Source organism: Duganella guangzhouensis (assembly GCF_009674535.1).
Classification (GTDB): domain Bacteria; phylum Pseudomonadota; class Gammaproteobacteria; order Burkholderiales; family Burkholderiaceae_D; genus Rugamonas; species Rugamonas guangzhouensis.
Genome location: NZ_WKJK01000013.1, coordinates 149,459 through 166,083 on the forward strand (window position 1 = coordinate 149,459; position 16,625 = coordinate 166,083).

Sequence of the window (16,625 nt, forward strand, 5' to 3'; positions counted from 1 at the left end):
TCGCTACGGAGGGGATCGAGTTGGACCAGCCAGAATTTTGTGTAGTTGACTCCATCTCGGAGCTTGATCCGAACGACTGGCAGGATCTGGCAGGCTCCAACCCGACACTAAGCCATACGTTCCTGGAAGCGTTACATGCGACCGGATGCGCGGCTCCGGATACAGGATGGGCTCCTCGATTCCTGCTGATGTATCGGGGCAAAAAGCTGTGCGGTGCGATGCCACTTTATTTGAAATTCCATAGCAGGGGCGAGTACGTTTTTGACCAAGGCTGGGCAGACGCCTTCCAGCGCAACGGTATCGCCTACTATCCCAAGCTGTTATCCGCCATACCGTTCACCCCTGTGACCGGGAATCGCATCCTTGCCCGCTCAGCTGAAGAACGCGTTCTGCTGGCACGTGTGGCGCTACAGGTCGCAAGGCAAATGGGCACATCGTCACTGCATATCCTGTTCCCCAGCGCCCAGGACCGTGCAGCATTGGTCGAGGCCGGCTACATGATGCGCGAGGGCGTGCAGTTCCATTGGGAGAACCACGATTACGCCGACTTTGACGCCTTCCTCGCCACCATGAAAATGGAGAAGCGCAAAAAGCTCCGCCAGGATCGCCGCCGAGTACAAGACGCAGGCATCCATTTCGAGCACTTGGCCGGCAAGTCCATCACCGAACCGGTGCTGCGTTTTTTCTACCAGTGCTACACCTCAACTTACCAAGCCCATTATTCCAAGCCCTACCTGACCCTGGAGTTTTTCCAGCGTCTGCTCGCTGAGATGCCCGAAAATTTAATGATCGTGCTGGCCAAACGCGGTGAGCAACCGGTGGCGGTGGCGCTCAATCTGGTCGGCGGCAATGTGATGTACGGCCGTTACTGGGGTACTCAGGAATTCGTCTCGGGCCTGCATTTTGAGACCTGTTATGTGCAGTCGATTGAGTACTGCATCAAGCACGGCATTTCCAGCTTCGAGGGCGGGGCGCAGGGAGTCCACAAGATGTCGCGAGGCTTGATTCCGACGCCAACCTGGTCGGCGCACTGGATCGCCGATGAGCGCTTCGCTGAAGCCATCGCTGACTTCCTGGCCCAGGAAACCACGTCAATGAACGAGTACATTGATGAATTGAATGAGCACGTCCCCTTCAAGGCACCTTAAACAGCTTATCCGCTAGCCATTCCAATGGGGACTACCCCCCATTCCTTTTTGCAGGTTTCCAACATCCAATGAGCATGGCACAGTTGCTGGATGTGTGGGCAAATTAGGTCTATGGGCATCGGAGAGCAGCGATGAAGAGGAAAGCTTGGATAGCTATTGGCGCGCTGGCGATTGCAACCATTGTTGCGGCCGGCTGGGCGCTTGAGCCAGAAATCAAACCCGTGCCCACGCCGAATCCGAGCGAGTTCGAGCCTGCCAGCGTATCGCGTGGCGCGCGTATCGTCGCCCAGGGTGACTGCATGGTTTGCCATACCTCCGCCACTGGTGCGCCTTATGCTGGCGGCCTTCCCTTGCGGACCCCATTTGGCACCATCTTCACCACCAACATCACGCCCGATCCGCAAACCGGCATTGGCACCTGGTCGCTGGCAGCCTTTACACGAGCACTGCGCCATGGCGTTGCCAGGGATGGCCACCTGCTGTATCCAGCCTTCCCCTATATTCACTACACGCGCATGTCGACTGCGGATATCAGCGACGCATATGCTTATTTGATGACGCGCACGCCTGTGAACTATAAAGCGCCGGATAACGAACTGCTGCTGCCACTGCGCTTCAGACCCATGCTCGCCGGCTGGAATCTCCTGTATTTGCACCCCGGCCCGGCAACCGATGTTCAGACTCAAAGTGCTGAGTGGAATCGAGGCCGTTACCTGGTTGACGGCGCTGGACATTGCGCATCCTGTCACAGCAAGCTGGATCCTATCGGCGGCGAACGCAGTCCTGCTTTCAGCGGCGGCAATATTGATGGCTGGGACGCACCTGCGCTAAGCAATTTACTCAACACCCCCAAACCGTGGACTCGTGAGCAACTGGCAATCTATCTTCGCCACGGCTGGTCGGCCGAGCACGGGGCCGCCGCCGGTCCAATGGGGCCGGTGACGCATAGCCTTTCGCAGCTTCCTGACGAGGATAGCAACGCCATTGCGACTTACATCATGTCGCTTCAAAAGCCGGCAACAAAGCCGGCCACGACCGGGCCAGCAGACGCCGACGTGACGCGCGTGCGCCAAGGTGCCGCGCTGTTTGCTGGTGCTTGCGCGGGCTGCCATAGCCCCGAAGCGCCGATGATGTCGATGGGCGGGCGCCCATCACTCGGTCTCAGCAGCGCTGTGACCAGCGATCGGCCGGACAACCTGATTCAAATCGTTCTCAATGGCGTGCCTTGGAAAGATTCGCACCACTCAACCTTCATGCCACCGTTCGCCGCCTCCCTTAGCGACGCACAAATCGCCCTCATCGCCGCTTATGTCCGCGCGGACATCGGGCAGCGAGCAGCCTGGAAAGACGTTGACCAACGGGTCGCCGCCATTCGAAAGGAAAATAAATAATGAGTACTCTCATCGTCAATGGCGTGCGCCATATGGTTGAAATTGACCCGTCGACGCCGCTACTTTACGCACTGCGCAACCAGCTGGAACTCAACGGTGCGAAGTTTGGCTGTGGCATGGGCCAATGTGGTGCGTGCACGGTGCTGCTGGACGACCAGCCCGTCTTTGGCTGCATCACTCCCGTATCAGCCTGCGAAGGCCGCCATGTGCGCACCATTGAGGGCCTGGGCAATGCTGAGCATCCAGGCAAGCTGCAGGCGTCTTTCATCAAGCATCAGGCAGCGCAATGCGGCTACTGCATCGCCGGCATGGTGATGCGGGCACAAGCTCTGCTGGAACAAAACTCACACCCAAGCGAAGCGCAAATTCGCGCGCACATGGAGCCCAATCTGTGCCGTTGCGGCACCCACATGCGCATCATCGCGGCCATCAAGGAAGTGGCCCAGGGAGGCGAGAAATGACTGAGAGCGTCGATCTGCGGCGCCGCGCCATATTGCGTGGCGGCGCCTTGGTACTGGGATTTAGCCTTTTCCCTCGCGCCGCCATGGCTGAATTCAATGGCATGGGAGTGCCACCAATTACAAACAAGGACCTGGCCGGCAGCCTGCAACGCACGCCCATGCTGGACGCCTGGATCAGAATTTCTCCCGATGGCAAGGTCACGGTATTCACTGGCAAGGTGGAACTGGGGACGGGAGTACGCACGGCCCTGCTCCAGGTCGCGGCGGAACAACTGGATGTCGCACCGGCAGCCATCAATTTCATCACCGCCGACACTGGCCAGACGCCTAACGAGGGCTTCACCGCCGGCAGCCACACCATGGCTGACAGCGGCACCGCACTGCTGAACGCCGCCGCGCAGGTTCGCGCCCTCGTGGTACAGGGCGCGGCGTCCCAGCTCAAAGTAGATGCGGCGGTTCTCAGCACCAGCAATGGCGTGGTGACCGCGCCCGATGGACGCAAGCTGCATTATGGTGAAGCGGTACGCGGCGTGAATCTGCATCAGACAGCAAAGGTCAAATCTCCATTGAAAGATGCGCATAGCTACAGCGTGATTGGAAAATCCCTGCCGCGTGTGGACATTCCTGCCAAATTAACTGGCGGCGCCGCCTACGTACAGGATATGCGCATGCCAGGGATGGTTCACGCCCGCGTCGTGCGCCCCCCTGCTCCCGGCGCGCATCTGCTGTCAGCTGATTTCCAGGCCGTTCAGCACATGCCCGGCGTCCTGAAAATTCATGTGGACGGTAACTATCTGGCAGTCATTGCCAGTGACGAATGGCAAGCGATCCAGGCCATGCGCGCGCTGTACGCAAGCGCGAAGTGGTCGCCCGGCCCCGCTCTGCCCTCCCCTGACAATATCCACGCGACGCTACGCGCCCTGCCGGCGCAGGACATCGTCATCGCCAACAAGCATGGGCCGGCGGACAAGGCCGTGGTAACGCTCAAACACCGCTACACGAAGCAGTATGTGCTGCACGGCTCCATTGGCCCTTCGTGCTCCGTTGCGCTTCTGGAGGAAGGCAAGATGACGGTCTGGACGCATACCCAAGGCGTTTACCCGTTGCGCAGCGCCATTGCCGAGCTGCTCGCCATGCCATTCGATTCCGTACGTTGCATTCACACGGAGGGCGCTGGCTGCTACGGCCAGAATGGCGCCGATGACGTCGCGGCAGATGCCGCGTTGCTCGCACGCGCGATGCCTGGCCGTCCGGTCCGGGTCCAACTCATGCGCGACCAGGAAAACCAGTGGGAACCATACGCTCCAGCAATGAGCAGCCAACTCTCCGCCTCGCTCGATGCGAATGGCAAGATCTGCGACTGGCAATATGAGTTGTGGAGCGGCTCGCATAACGAACGCCCGGGCAACGCCGGCAAACTGCTACCCGCGCAGCTGCTGGCCAAGCCATTCATACCGAGTCCCTCGCAGCCCATGCCGATGCCGGAAGGCGGCGGCGACCGCAATGCCATTCCGCTGTACACGCTGCCGACCTCGAAAGTCGTGAATCACTTCTTGCCGGTGACGCCGCTGCGAACGTCAGCCATGCGATCGCTCGGCGCTCACATCAATCTGTTTGCGATCGAAGGGATGATGGACGAGCTCGCGGCGGCGGCGAAAACCGATCCGGTGGAATTCCGTTTGCGCCATATGGACGATCCCCGTGCCCGCGAGGTCATGGCACGGGCCGCGAAAGAGTTTGGCTGGAATAAACGGAAGAAGATGCGCGATCATGGCTTTGGCTTTGCGTTCGGCCAGTACAAGAACATCATGGCTTACGTCGCGCTGGCGGTGGAAGTTCGCGTCGAACGGAGAACCGGGGCGGTCAGCATCCTGCGCGTCACCGCTGTGGTGGACTGCGGCCAGGGCGTCAATCCTGACGGCATCCGCAATCAAATTGAGGGCGGTATCCTGCAGTCGTCCAGCTGGACGCTCTACGAGCAACTGCTGTTCAAGCCAGAGGGGATCGCGAGCGTGGACTGGGCCACCTACCCCATCATGCGCTACTCGAACGTGCCGCAACAGGTGGATGTGCTGATCATCGATCGCCCCGGCGCGGCATTCCTGGGGGTGGCCGAAGCCGCACAGGGGCCGATGGCCGGCGCATTGGGCAATGCGCTTGCCGACGCCGTCGGTCAGCGCCTGTTCGATCTGCCATTAGCGGGGCCCCACTTAAAGAGCTAGCGATTCCTCAACAAACGCCGCAAATGCCCTCGCCTTGGCGCTGGCTTTGCGGCCTGAGGAAAAGACGGCCCACAGGTCAACCGCCGGGAGCGCCCAGTCTTGCAGCACACGGCGCACCTGGCCTGAGGCGATTTCCGGCTCAAACATCCACTCGGAGGCGATCGTCAGCCCCATATTTGACAACACCGCGGCACGCACGCCCTCCGCTGCGGAAACGCGCATACGACCTTGCAACGCAACCGATTCCTGCACGTCGCCACGCTGGAACAAGTACAGTGGGCCATTACCAGTCCGGTGATAGATGATCGCGCTGTGCGCGGTGAGTTCTGCGGGATGCTCCGGCTCACCGTTGCGCGACAAGTATTCAGGCGTGGCAAGCACAGCGAGTGGGCACCGACCTATGCGGCGTGCAGTCATGTCGGAGTCGCTCAGCGTTCCAAGGCGCAAGGCCACATCAACTCCGCCTTCGAGTAAATCGATGTTGCGGTCGTCGAGCATGATGTCCAAATGCAGTTGGGGGTGCTGACTCAGAAAACGATGCAACACCGGCACGACGTGCAGCCTGGCGAACGTGACGGGTGCCGAGACCACCAGGCGCCCACCTAATTCGGTATTTGCACAGCGCGCACTCGCATCCGCTTCCGCCGCCGCCATCAGCGCTTGACGCGCGCCCTGATAGTAGGCCAATCCAGGCTGTGTCGGCGTCAGGCCACGGCTGGAACGCAACAACAGCTGCACTCCGAGGTCGGATTCCAGCTGTGCGATTATTTTGGAGACCGCAGGTTGCCCAACGTCGAGCCGGCGAGCCGCCCCGGAAAAGGAGCCCGCCTCCACCACCTGAACCAGCGTCTCCATCGCTTGCCAGCGGTCCATCGAATTACCCCAGCGTCGGATAGTCGATATAGCCTCGCTCGGTACCGCCATAGAACGAGAACGGATCCGGCTCGTTGTACGGGCCGCCGGCGGCGATGCGTGCGACCAGGTCCGGGTTCGACACATACTGGCGCCCGAACGCCACCAGATCCGCTTTGCCGCTTGCGATAAGCCGCTCAGCCGTTTCTGGCGTCAGCCCGGCGTTGGCAATCAGCGTACCCTTGTAGTTGGAGCGAATGATATCCAGGATTTTCGGCATGTCCGCTACGCCGCCCCAGGCATTCGTGTCGGCTCCGTGAATATAGCCCACACCGTATTCGTCCAGCATGCGCGCGACATACGCATAGGTCTCCGCCGCGTTCGGATCGGTCGCGTTGTTATACGCCGCAAACGGGGAAATGCGGACGCCGATATGGCTTGGGGGGAACACCTCCAGCACGGCCTCGATGATCAGACGCAGGAAGCGCGCACGGTTTTCGACGCTGCCGCCAAACTCATCGCTACGTTGGTTTACCAGCGGCGACAGGAACTGCTGCACCAGATAGCCGTTGGCGGCGTGGATTTCCACCCCGTCCAGGCCGGCGCGCTTCGCATTGGCGGCGCCGGCGCGGAACTCGGCGATAGCGAGGCGCACTTCTTCGTTGCTCATTGCACGCGACGGCGAGGCGTAGATGCGGGAATAAGTGCCATTTTGCAGCGCGCCGTAGACTTGCAGCAGCCCGAGGTCGTCGTTGAGTCCTGACGGTGACAGCGGCGCGGCCCCTTTCAACAAAGCGTAGGAGCTGACACGTCCACTGTGCCACAGTTGCATGAACAACTTGCCTCCTGCCGCATGAACTTGTTCGGTCACGCGGGACCAGCCCGCCACCTGGGCATCATTGTAGATGCCAGGCGCCAGTTCAAATGCGGCGGAGTTGGGCGAAACGTTGGTGGCTTCGGTGATGATCAGGCCGGCGGAGGCGCGCTGTGCATAGTATGCCGCGTTCAACGCAACCGGCACGCCGTCCGCCCCCGAGCGCGCACGCGTGATGGGCGCCATCGCCACGCGATTATTGAGGGTCAAGTCGCCGAGTTGGATCGGCTGCAGCAGCTTATTCATTGGTGTACTCCCGAGTCGGTTTGGATGAATAAACTATACCGGGCAGTGCCCATGGCGATAATCCAGCCATCGTGGTCAACACCTTTGCGTGAAACGCAAAGCAGAGCGTGACAAATAAAGCGATGCGGTCTAGCCGCGTCTCAAGACCCGGACAAATTGCATCGCTTCAGACTGAATTCGTTCGATGCCGGCAATAGAGCGCTTTCCAACCTCAATGTTTTGCCGAGAAACTTTGCGCATTCCCTGCAGCGAATGGGCCAAGACTTCAAGTTCATGTTGATGCGGCGCCGGGCGCCGGGCCAGCCGTTCGACTTCTGCCGTCACGGTCGCGAGCCGCGCGAATAACTCCGTCAAATTCTGCGCATACGAAGGAGACCGCTCGATACCTCGCAGCCAGGCCGGCCGCCGACCGTCCACCAAGGTTGCGATATCCAGCGCCGCCCTGGTGGCACGCTGTGCAATACGCGTCGCCGCTTCAAGGGATGCTTTTCTGTCGTGCGCGGACTGCAATTCATGCTGCACTCCGCGCTTGCTGCTCCAGTCGAGCAGCAACTGGGCGTACCGCTGATTGGCCTGCGTGGCCCGGTGTGATAATTCGGCGATGCGTCGCAGGACTCCATTGCTATCGGCCAGGAGTTCCGCACCGCGAATCGACAGCTCGATTGCACGCGACAGACTCATAGGGCTACCCCTACCGCGAGCCGTGGAATAACCTCAGTTCCGATCTCATCAATCAGATCCAAACTCGGCCGGCCATTGCGCACCAGATGAATCAGCACGTGCGCAACCCCGGACTCCGCCAATCGGTCGAGCTGCGCCGACAGCGCAATGCGTCCACCGCGCCAGCCATGCTTTATCGGCTGGCGCGGTGCACTGGCACGCTCGTCCAGCTCCAGGTACAACTGACGCACTACCGGATGCCGATCCACCGCGCCATCAAGGTGCAGTATCGGAACTTGTTCCGCGCCGTCGGCTGCCAGCATTTTCTCCAGATGCAGACGGCCGATATCACCGCCATCCGCATCCGACAAACCAAGCACGCAGCGACCGCCGGACATCCGCTGCAGCGACCGGGCTGAGCTCACCAGTTGGGCGCTGCCATAGCGGGACAAATCCAGTTGCGCGACCAGCGCGGCATTCGGCGCAGCGGCACCGATAGCGGTCAACCAGACGAAGGGATCGTCGAAGACCGCACGCTCGGCATCCGGGATATAAGGCGATGGCGCCTGGCTTGCCCACAGTGCCGAAAAGCCATATTGGTCGGCCCGTTTCGCAACCGCCAACTCAATGGCAACGTCAGCACGCTGCCCCGGTTTCCGCGCGGCGGGCGTCATCAGACCGAGGGTCATGAAACCGCTTTGGAACAGCTTTTCGTAGGCAAGGTCAGGCATAACCAGTCCTCCATGATTAGGTATGCGGCCAGTGTAGGCGAGCGTCAAATCATGGAGAATCCCATCGCGGCAGAAAATACCTTTGCGCCACTCGCAAAGCCTTCCCTGCCAATAGGGAGGTTATTTCTTACGTATGTTCTTGAGGACGGACGGAGCGCTCGCCAGGAAAGCGTCCAACTTCTGCGCGATCAGGCGTTCAGTATTCTCCGGCACAGGCAGTCCATAGACCGATTTCCTCATCCCGACATAAAAGATGGCCGCATGCAGCCCCCAGACGAATTCAATTTCGTCCTCGTATTGCTGCGGCGTAGGTGCGGGTATCTTGAACTCGCGACGGAGTTCGGCTAATACCACGTTGAAGATGCGCTCTCGCAGTCTCGCCAAATAGCGGCTGTTGATGCCTTCCCGCGACAGCCCCGCGTGAATGAAGATGCGAATCCAGTCTCGTTGCAGAATGACCTTGCTGTATGCCTGGTAGAACTGGTGTAGTCGCTCCGTCAAAGGACGCTTGTGGTCCGCCAGGATTTCTTCCCATTCAGGGTTCCAGCGTGATAAATACACTTCCTCGAAAACGCGGTCCGCGAGCGCTTGTTTATTGGGGAAGTAACGGTACAGGAGAGGCTGGGATACACCGATCTCTTTTGCCAAATCGCGGGTACTGGCGCCGAAACCATGCTCGGCAAAGTACTTGATCGCCTTCTGGACGATAATTTGCTCGCGCTCTTCTGGAGCGAGACGCGGCGTCGAGGCCACGGGGGCTAGCGCTGTTGTGCGGGATGATGCTTTCTTGGTAGCGGTCGACCCCATGTCTGGCTCTCAGTAAAGGAGCGCCAAGTATAGCCAGCCATGGATCATTTGACAAATTACGTGGCATGCGCCGCGCAGATTCAATTCAGCGCGAGCCGGGGCACCGCCTGTGGTTGATATTTGCGGCGCATCGCTGTCCTGGAGGTTGATGGCTCAGCCCCCATTTTCACTGGCTGGGATTCAAGAAGAAAGCTACCCACCATGTCCGACAGGGACGCGGCCTGGTCGCGCAGACTCGACGCCGCTGCCGCCGCCTCTTCAACGAGTGCGGCATTTTGCTGAGTCACGCTGTCCATTTCCGTGATCGCCGTGTTTACGTGGCCAATACCGGTCCGCTGCTCGCTCGAGGCCTCGGTAATGGCTGAAATCACATGCGTGACGCGATCGACACTGGTCACCACCTGGTTCATGGTTGCACCGGCGCGTTCCACCATCAAGGTGCCGTCACCAATATTGCGGACAGCATCATCGATCAGCGACTTGATTTCCTTGGCCGCAGCCGCACTACGCTGCGCCAGATTGCGCACCTCGGAAGCCACCACGGCGAAACCGCGACCTTGCTCACCCGCCCGCGCGGCCTCCACCGCGGCATTCAGCGCGAGGATATTGGTCTGGAACGCGATGCCGTCAATGGTGCCGATGATGGCTTCAATCCGGGTGGCACTGGCGTTAATGGCCGACATGGTACTGACAACCTCCGTGACGGCCTGCCCGCCACGCTGCGCAACGTCGGCAGCGGTCTTCGCGAGCACATTGGCCTGCTGCGAGTTCTCGGCGTTTTGCGTTACGGCCTGGGTCAGTTCCTCCATCGAAGCGGCGGTTTCCTCGAGAGAGCCAGCCTGCATTTCCGTTCGGCTCGACAGGTCCAGATTGCCGGTCGCGATTTGCGAGGAAGCCGCCGCGATGGTCTCGGCGCTGCCGCGTATCTCGCCTATCATCTGCGCCAGATTTTCCTGCATGGTTCGCATCGCGAACAACAGGCTGTGATGGTCCTTGCTGTCGGTGATGACCGGAATGCTCAGGTCCTTGCCGGCGATTTTCAACGCCATCTCGGCCGCGTATTCAGGGCTACCGCCAATGGTGCGGTGCAGACTGCGATTCACCGCAATAACGATGGCCGAGAGCATCAGGCACACAACCACCAGCATGGCTGCGACCTTTTGCAATGACGCATAGAACGCCTTATTAATGTCGTCCACATACAGCCCCGTCACCAACGACCAGCCCCAAGGTTTGTAGCTCACGACGCGGGCCAGCTTTTCAGAGGGCTCGGTGGTTCCGGGGCGCACCCAGAAGTAGTTCAGATATCCCTCCCCCGCCGCTGATGAGCCCACACGCGATATTTCGCGGAAGACGTGGAAGCCGAAAGGGTCGGTAAAGTCGCTTAAATCCTTGCCGTCATTCTCGGGCCTTGCCGGATTCTGGATAGGCCGCGCGTCCATACTAATGATCACCAGATAACCATCGTCGCCATAGCGGATGCTTTTCATGGCTGCTTTGGCGCGCACTTGCGCTTCAGCCTGGGTTATCTTCCCTGCCGCCGCATCCGCGGCCAGACCTTCGACAATCTTTAATCCCGCTTTGGCGACGTCCGCCAGGTCAGCCTTGCGCTCCGCATATCGCAGGTCGCGCGCCTCCATGACATAAAACACCGAAATAGCGCAAAGGCACATGAGGCTGGCAATCAGGGGCAACCAGAGCTTTTGCTTGAACGTTATCTTTTTCATACCATTCCCTTTATACACATCGTACAGGTCGATCCACCACCGGGCGGCGGCATAAGATCACATTAATTGATCAAGTGATTATTATCAAGCCGTTGGTGGCGACAAAATATCTACATGGTGTAGCGGAACGTGCGCGATAGCGCGGCTCAGCGACATGATTGCCGCAGCCCCAAGACCAGGCAAAGCCAGCAAGAATAAATTATCACCTAATAATTAATAATGTATTTACCCGCACAGGATCTCCGCTACAGATCTCGCTCCCAAGGGGGTACATCGCCCCATTCGGCAACCAGTAAATCAATGAACAGGCGCACCTTGGGCGAAAGATGCTGTCGCGTTGGATAGAGCACGCGGATGGGGATTCGAGTACGTTTGTAGTCCGGCAGGAGGGCCAGCAGACGCCCCGAGCGCAAATCATCTTCGATCAGATAGCTCGGCAGGTTGCCGATACCGGCCCCATCCAAGGTGCTCATCCGCAGCGCTTCCGTACTGTTCATCGCGAGCCGGCTAGCCGAGGTGAATTCCACCTCCAGCTCGTCATCGTAAAAAGACCACGGTTGGAATTTTCCGCCGCTGACATAAAACAAACACTGATGATTTTTCAGGTCATGGATGCTTGATGGCGCGGCATTCTTCTTCAGATAAGACGGCGAAGCGCAAAGCACCATCCTTTGCTGCGCAACGGTTCGACTGATGAGGTCAGAGTCCTGCAACTGCGCCCCAATGCGCAGTGCCACATCGACGCCATCCTCAATCAAATCGACGCAAAGATCGGTGAAGCTGACTTCCACTGAAACATTGGGCCACTGCGCCAGGAAGTGGTCGATAACGGGCAGCACATGAGCATGCCCAAGCGCCAATGGAAGACTGATTTTTAATCGCCCGTGTGGCGCACCGCTGCGCTCGGCCATTGCCAATTCGGCCGCCTCCAAGTCCCCCATCAATTGAACGCAACGCTTGAAGAAAGCATCGCCATCATCGGTCAAGCTCAAGCTGCGCGGCGTGCGATTGATCAGTCGGACATTCAGCCGCTCTTCCAGCCTCGCAATGCTTTTCCCTACGCCTGAACGGGTCACACCAAGCTGCTGCGCCGCCTCACTGAAACTACCGGCATTGACGGCCGCAATGAAAGTCGCGATTTCGCCGAAGTTGCTAAGTCCCACATGACCTCCATACCGTTCAGGTGCGAATTGGATGTTGCTCAATAGTACAAGAAATCCATCAAGGAGCGCGAACCGCCCTCCAACGTAGAATTTTCGTCGCCTTTAATTGATCCATTGATCACCTATATTGTCTACAAGACGATCAAAAGACTTTCGAAGGACATCAGCGATGGACGAAAAGAAAATCAATACAGCGCTAGTCGCGCTACGCCGACGACAACTCACCCTGGGACTGGGCAGCGCGCTTATGGGCATGCCATATCTCGCCCGCGCCGCTGCTCAGCCGCAACCGCTGTCGCTGGCATTGATCGAGTTAATGCCGTGGGCATCGACCACGCCTGCTGGCGAGCGGAACGGCATCCTGATCGACATCGCGGAAACCTTGTCCGCACTGAGCGGAATTGATTTGCAGCTCAGATTGCTCCCTTACCCAAGGGCGGCAATGATGCTGCAACACGAGCAGGTAGATCTGATGGTGGCCCTGCAGGCCGACCGACTTGACCAAGTCGCCGCTCGCCTGGCGCCGCTTTCGAGCGAAGACATCGTCGTTGTAGGCCGACCTGGCACCATCCTGCGCTCCATGGCTGATCTCAAAGGGAAAATCGTTGGACGTCTGCGTCATGCCGAGTATGACTCCGAGTTCGCGACGACACCCGAAATTATTAAGTACGACACCAACACCTACCGCCAGAGCCTGGAAATGCTGCGCATTGGCCGCCTCGACGCCGTTATCTTCATCCGCTCGGCGCTAACCTTCACCTTGAAGTCGATGCAACTGACGCCAGCGGCGGTTAGCCCGCCCTTATTAATTGGCCGCTGTCCTTTGACCATGTATGCCACACGAGCCTGCATTAGCACCGCGGCTGCAAACCTGGTTCGCGAAGCATGCAAAGTCGTCTACAAGCGACAGACGATAAGAGCCCTGGCCGACGTATTGAATCACCAAACCGGCGACAGCAGCTCGCCTCAATTTGTCGGCTCCTTGTAGCGCCTTCATTGCTCCCATCTGGTGCCAGCTACCAAATCACGCCGTCAGCCCGAACCGTGCTCCGGTTCAAAATGCGACGCATGGCTGGAGTGATGGGAGTGGCTTTGTGCGCCACATGGAGATTATCCGCAATGACCACGTCCCCGGGCAGCCAATGGTGCCGATAAGTAGCTCCTGGCCGGGAATAGTGTCGGTCAACCGCGTCCATCAGCGCACGAGAATGGTCGGGGCTAAGGCCCAGCACGCCGGCGGTCAAGCCTATGTTCAGATACAGCGCACGCGCGCCAGTTTTAGGATGACGCAAAACCAATGGATGCACCACACCGTTTCGATGCGCCGTACTGAGCGTATCAAACTCTTCCTGAATGTCCGGCTGCAGCGCAGCGTATGCCTGCTGAAGATCAGTGAAGAGCGTATCCCCGCCCTGCTCCGACTGCACCTCCGAATACCAGAAACTGATAGGCGTAGGATCTTCCCTGAACGAACCGTCCGAATGCCAATAACGGCCCACTTCGACGTGGCCATCTTCCGGCCGGCTCGCGACACGGAAAATCTCAGGCCAGGACGACAGCTGTCCGCGCATGGTTGGAAAGATCTCAGGCTTACCGAATAAATTGGTGGCCAAGACTTGATCGTGAGGAGTTAAGGACTGGCCGCGTATCACCAGCAACCCGTACTCAAGCAGCGCCGCGCGCAAAAGCTCGGCCATGCCATCATCAGCTTCCCGAAGGTCCATACCTTCAATAACGGCCCCAAAGCCGACCTCTAGTGGTGTGACTTGCATAATCGCTCCCAAGCAAAGATTTGCAGTCACTATAATCCGCGCGCGCGATGCTGATAATATAGGCGGATTCGCATACACTTTTGCGTAGGGCGCAAAACGATGGATAGATTTGCCGAACTTAAAGCCTTTTGCCTGGTGGCGAGCAATGGCGGTTTTTCAGCGGCCGCGCGCCAACTGAACGTCGCCACTTCCTCTGTGACGCGTCTGGTTGATGCACTGGAGGCTCGCATAGGCGCCCCGCTGCTGAACCGCTCTACCCGCAGTATTACGCTGACCGACAGTGGCCGAGGTTATTTTGAACAGGCAACCCAAATCCTGGCAGCCCTCGATGAAGCTGATGATGCAGCGTCAGGTCGGGATGCCGAGCCGACCGGGGTGCTGCGGATTACCGCACCAGTGACGCTGGCCAATCGATACATTGCCCCACTTCTCCCTCAGTTAGCGCAGAAATACCCCAAGCTTGAACTCGATATGCGGCTCAGCGATGCGATGGTGAACATGGTGGACGAAGCGATCGACGTCGCGATACGCATTGGCAACCCGGAGCGACAGCCCAACCTCATCGCAAGAAAGCTGGCGGGCCATAAACGCTATATATGCGCCAGTCCCGACTACCTCGCCAAGCATGGCACGCCGGGCACGCCTGATGAGCTGGCAAACCACAACTGTCTGCTATTTTCCTATGGGGCTGGGCGCGCAAGCTGGCGCCTGCGCAACGCTGATCTCGCTACCGAGGTTGAGGTACGAGGTAGCATCAGCGTCAACAATGCGGAAATGCTGCGCCAGGCCGCAGTCGGCGGCCTTGGCATGGTCATGCTGGCGGCCTGGCTCATTCAGGCAGACCTGGACTCCGGAAGGCTAGTCGCGGTCCTGAGCGACTATCAAGTGAATCCCGGCGAAATGGACGTTGGCATCTATGCCGTCTATCCAGCCAACCGACGTGGGGCCACCAAAATCCAGGTATTCACCGACATGCTCGCGGTGGCACTGGAAGGGTCAAGTGGGCCAGAAGCCGAAACAAAGCCCGCTCCCCACTGGTAGCCACGTCTGCTACATATCGGCCAAGCCAGCCAATTCTATTTGCGGAATGGCAATTTTCCTGCCATATGGCAAAATTTCATGCCAAAACTGGATAAACATACATGAGGGAAACCCCTAGTCGGGGTAGAATGTCGGAATGCCTGCTGGTTTGATATGAAACCAGTTTTCTTCACACCACTTGGCGGGGCTGCTCAGCCCGGCTGAAAGTTTTTCAGGAACGTGGCAAGAACAGCATGAATGCAGATTTTATAAAACAACGTAACCGCTTCAAATCCGCCACCATCAAACGGATTGATGTCACCGAAGAATCGTACAACGAAGTCACCAACACGCTGGCGACCATCGCCAAGCCCTTCCATGTACGCAAGGGAGAGTATTTGCAGCATGCCGGCGTGCCGGCCACGCAGGTGCACTGGCTGGCCAGCGGCGTGGTGCGTGCCGGCTTCTTCAACCGTGAAGGCGTGGAAATCACGCTGCGCTTCTATCGCGAAGGCGAATCGGCCACCACCCTGACCGATCTGATCAATGGCGAAAGCGGCCAGCCTGCGGTGCAGTTCCTGGTGGCGGAAACGCCGATCCACGGCTTCACGCTGGACTGGAAAGCGGCCAGCGCATTGCGCGCGGAAAACGAAGTGATGCAGAGTTATCACCTGAACATCGCCGTCGCTGGCCTGCAAAGCCTGGCGCAACGCGCTTACACCAACGGCGAAACCTCGGCCCAGGAGCGCCTGGCGGCATTCCGCGAAGAGTATCCTGGCCTGGAAGCGCGCATCTCGCAGCGCGCGATCGCCTCCTACCTGGGCATCACGCCGCAATACATGTCGCGCCTGCGCCGCGAAGCCGAAGCGGCGACCGGCGAACCGCGCCAGCCATAAAAAAAGCCCCTTGCGGGGCTTAGCGAGCGGCGGCGATTAAGCCTTCAGGTCTTTCTGGTAGTTGGCGACGCCGGCCAGGATTTCCTGCTTGGCATCTTCCACACCGTACCAGCCGTCGATCTTGACCCATTTGCCTTTTTCCAGATCCTTGTAGTGCTCAAAGAAGTGCTGGATCTGGCGCAGGCGCAGTTCGTTCAGATCTTCCGGCTTCTGCCAGTGGCTGTAGATCGACAGTACTTTGTCGACCGGCACGGCCAGCACTTTGGCGTCTTCACCGGATTCGTCGGTCATCTTCAGCACGCCGATCGGACGGCAACGGACCACCACGCCTGGAATCAGCGGGAACGGGGTAATCACCAGCACGTCGACCGGATCACCATCCAGCGACAGGGTGTTCGGCACGTAACCGTAGTTGCATGGGTAGTGCATGGCGGTGCCCATGAAACGGTCCACGAAGATCGCGCCCGACTCCTTGTCCACTTCATATTTGATTGGATCGGCGTTCATCGGGATTTCGATGATCACGTTGAAATCGTTCGGCACGTCTTTGCCGGAAGACACTTTGTTCAGGCTCATGAATTTTCCTCTGTTTACGGGCTGTGTTTAACCGCGACATTATATCCAAGTACAGGCGGCTTGTGCGGCGCAACACCGT

16 protein-coding genes are annotated in these 16,625 nt (G+C 58.9%); 7 read left to right on the forward strand and 9 right to left on the reverse strand.

The features are described 5' to 3' along the window. Nucleotides 1-20 precede the first annotated feature (20 nt). The 4 genes from GJ699_RS23185 (at nt 21) to GJ699_RS23200 (ending at nt 5,222) form a co-directional block, all read left to right on the forward strand. Entirely contained in the window at nt 21-1,148 is a 1,128-nt protein-coding gene (locus GJ699_RS23185; protein WP_154380772.1) for a GNAT family N-acetyltransferase, read from the forward strand. A 131-nt stretch (nt 1,149-1,279) separates the two neighbouring features. Beyond that, the gene (locus tag GJ699_RS23190) at nt 1,280-2,539 is read left to right on the forward strand and encodes a c-type cytochrome (protein ID WP_154380774.1); all 1,260 of its coding nucleotides are present in this window, start codon (nt 1,280-1,282) and stop codon (nt 2,537-2,539) included. Further along, the gene (locus GJ699_RS23195; protein WP_154380776.1) at nt 2,539-3,000 is read left to right on the forward strand and encodes a (2Fe-2S)-binding protein; all 462 of its coding nucleotides are present in this window, start codon (nt 2,539-2,541) and stop codon (nt 2,998-3,000) included. The genes GJ699_RS23190 and GJ699_RS23195 overlap by 1 nt, the downstream gene beginning before the upstream one ends. Continuing rightward, the gene (locus GJ699_RS23200) at nt 2,997-5,222 is read left to right on the forward strand and encodes a xanthine dehydrogenase family protein molybdopterin-binding subunit (RefSeq protein WP_154380778.1); all 2,226 of its coding nucleotides are present in this window, start codon (nt 2,997-2,999) and stop codon (nt 5,220-5,222) included. The genes GJ699_RS23195 and GJ699_RS23200 overlap by 4 nt, the downstream gene beginning before the upstream one ends. On the opposite strand, the gene GJ699_RS23205 is transcribed toward GJ699_RS23200, so the two are convergent. The 7 genes from GJ699_RS23205 to GJ699_RS23235 form a co-directional block, all read right to left on the reverse strand. Next, entirely contained in the window at nt 5,211-6,095 is an 885-nt protein-coding gene (locus GJ699_RS23205) for a LysR family transcriptional regulator (protein ID WP_154380780.1), read from the reverse strand. The genes GJ699_RS23200 and GJ699_RS23205 overlap by 12 nt on opposite strands. 4 nt (nt 6,096-6,099) lie before the next feature. After that, entirely contained in the window at nt 6,100-7,194 is a 1,095-nt protein-coding gene (locus GJ699_RS23210; RefSeq protein WP_154380782.1) for an alkene reductase, read from the reverse strand. A 129-nt stretch (nt 7,195-7,323) separates the two neighbouring features. Further along, complete coding sequence (locus GJ699_RS23215) at nt 7,324-7,875, reverse strand: hypothetical protein (RefSeq protein ID WP_154380784.1); 552 nt, start codon at nt 7,873-7,875, stop codon at nt 7,324-7,326. Next, nucleotides 7,872-8,585, reverse strand: a complete 714-nt coding sequence (locus GJ699_RS23220; RefSeq protein WP_154380786.1) for an LLM class flavin-dependent oxidoreductase — start codon at nt 8,583-8,585, stop codon at nt 7,872-7,874. The genes GJ699_RS23215 and GJ699_RS23220 overlap by 4 nt, the downstream gene beginning before the upstream one ends. A 120-nt stretch (nt 8,586-8,705) precedes the next feature. Then, nucleotides 8,706-9,392, reverse strand: coding sequence for a TetR/AcrR family transcriptional regulator (locus GJ699_RS23225; RefSeq protein WP_154380788.1), 687 nt, complete (start codon nt 9,390-9,392; stop codon nt 8,706-8,708). A gap of 80 nt (nt 9,393-9,472) precedes the next feature. Continuing rightward, the gene (locus GJ699_RS23230) at nt 9,473-11,119 is read right to left on the reverse strand and encodes a methyl-accepting chemotaxis protein (protein WP_154380790.1); all 1,647 of its coding nucleotides are present in this window, start codon (nt 11,117-11,119) and stop codon (nt 9,473-9,475) included. Nucleotides 11,120-11,364: 245 nt separating this feature from the next. After that, nucleotides 11,365-12,282, reverse strand: coding sequence for a LysR family transcriptional regulator (locus tag GJ699_RS23235; protein ID WP_371867641.1), 918 nt, complete (start codon nt 12,280-12,282; stop codon nt 11,365-11,367). A gap of 169 nt (nt 12,283-12,451) precedes the next feature. Between GJ699_RS23235 and GJ699_RS23240 the strand changes: the two genes are divergently transcribed. Next, nucleotides 12,452-13,270 carry a substrate-binding periplasmic protein gene (locus GJ699_RS23240; RefSeq protein WP_154380794.1) on the forward strand — a complete coding sequence of 273 codons (819 nt, stop codon included), beginning with the start codon at nt 12,452-12,454 and terminating at the stop codon, nt 13,268-13,270. Nucleotides 13,271-13,298: 28 nt separating this feature from the next. Here the strand turns inward: GJ699_RS23240 and GJ699_RS23245 are convergent, their stop codons facing one another. Beyond that, nucleotides 13,299-14,054 (reverse strand): TauD/TfdA dioxygenase family protein, encoded by a 756-nt coding sequence (locus GJ699_RS23245; protein ID WP_154380796.1) that lies wholly within the window; start codon nt 14,052-14,054, stop codon nt 13,299-13,301. 99 nt (nt 14,055-14,153) lie between these two features. On the opposite strand from GJ699_RS23245, the gene GJ699_RS23250 reads away from it, so the two are divergent. Continuing rightward, nucleotides 14,154-15,095 carry a LysR family transcriptional regulator gene (locus GJ699_RS23250; RefSeq protein WP_154380798.1) on the forward strand — a complete coding sequence of 314 codons (942 nt, stop codon included), beginning with the start codon at nt 14,154-14,156 and terminating at the stop codon, nt 15,093-15,095. A gap of 233 nt (nt 15,096-15,328) precedes the next feature. Further along, nucleotides 15,329-15,970, forward strand: a complete 642-nt coding sequence (locus GJ699_RS23255) for a Crp/Fnr family transcriptional regulator (RefSeq protein WP_154380800.1) — start codon at nt 15,329-15,331, stop codon at nt 15,968-15,970. A gap of 36 nt (nt 15,971-16,006) precedes the next feature. Here the strand turns inward: GJ699_RS23255 and ppa are convergent, their stop codons facing one another. Continuing rightward, nucleotides 16,007-16,546 (reverse strand): inorganic diphosphatase, encoded by a 540-nt coding sequence (gene ppa / locus GJ699_RS23260; RefSeq protein WP_154380802.1) that lies wholly within the window; start codon nt 16,544-16,546, stop codon nt 16,007-16,009. Nucleotides 16,547-16,625: the final 79 nt, after the last annotated feature.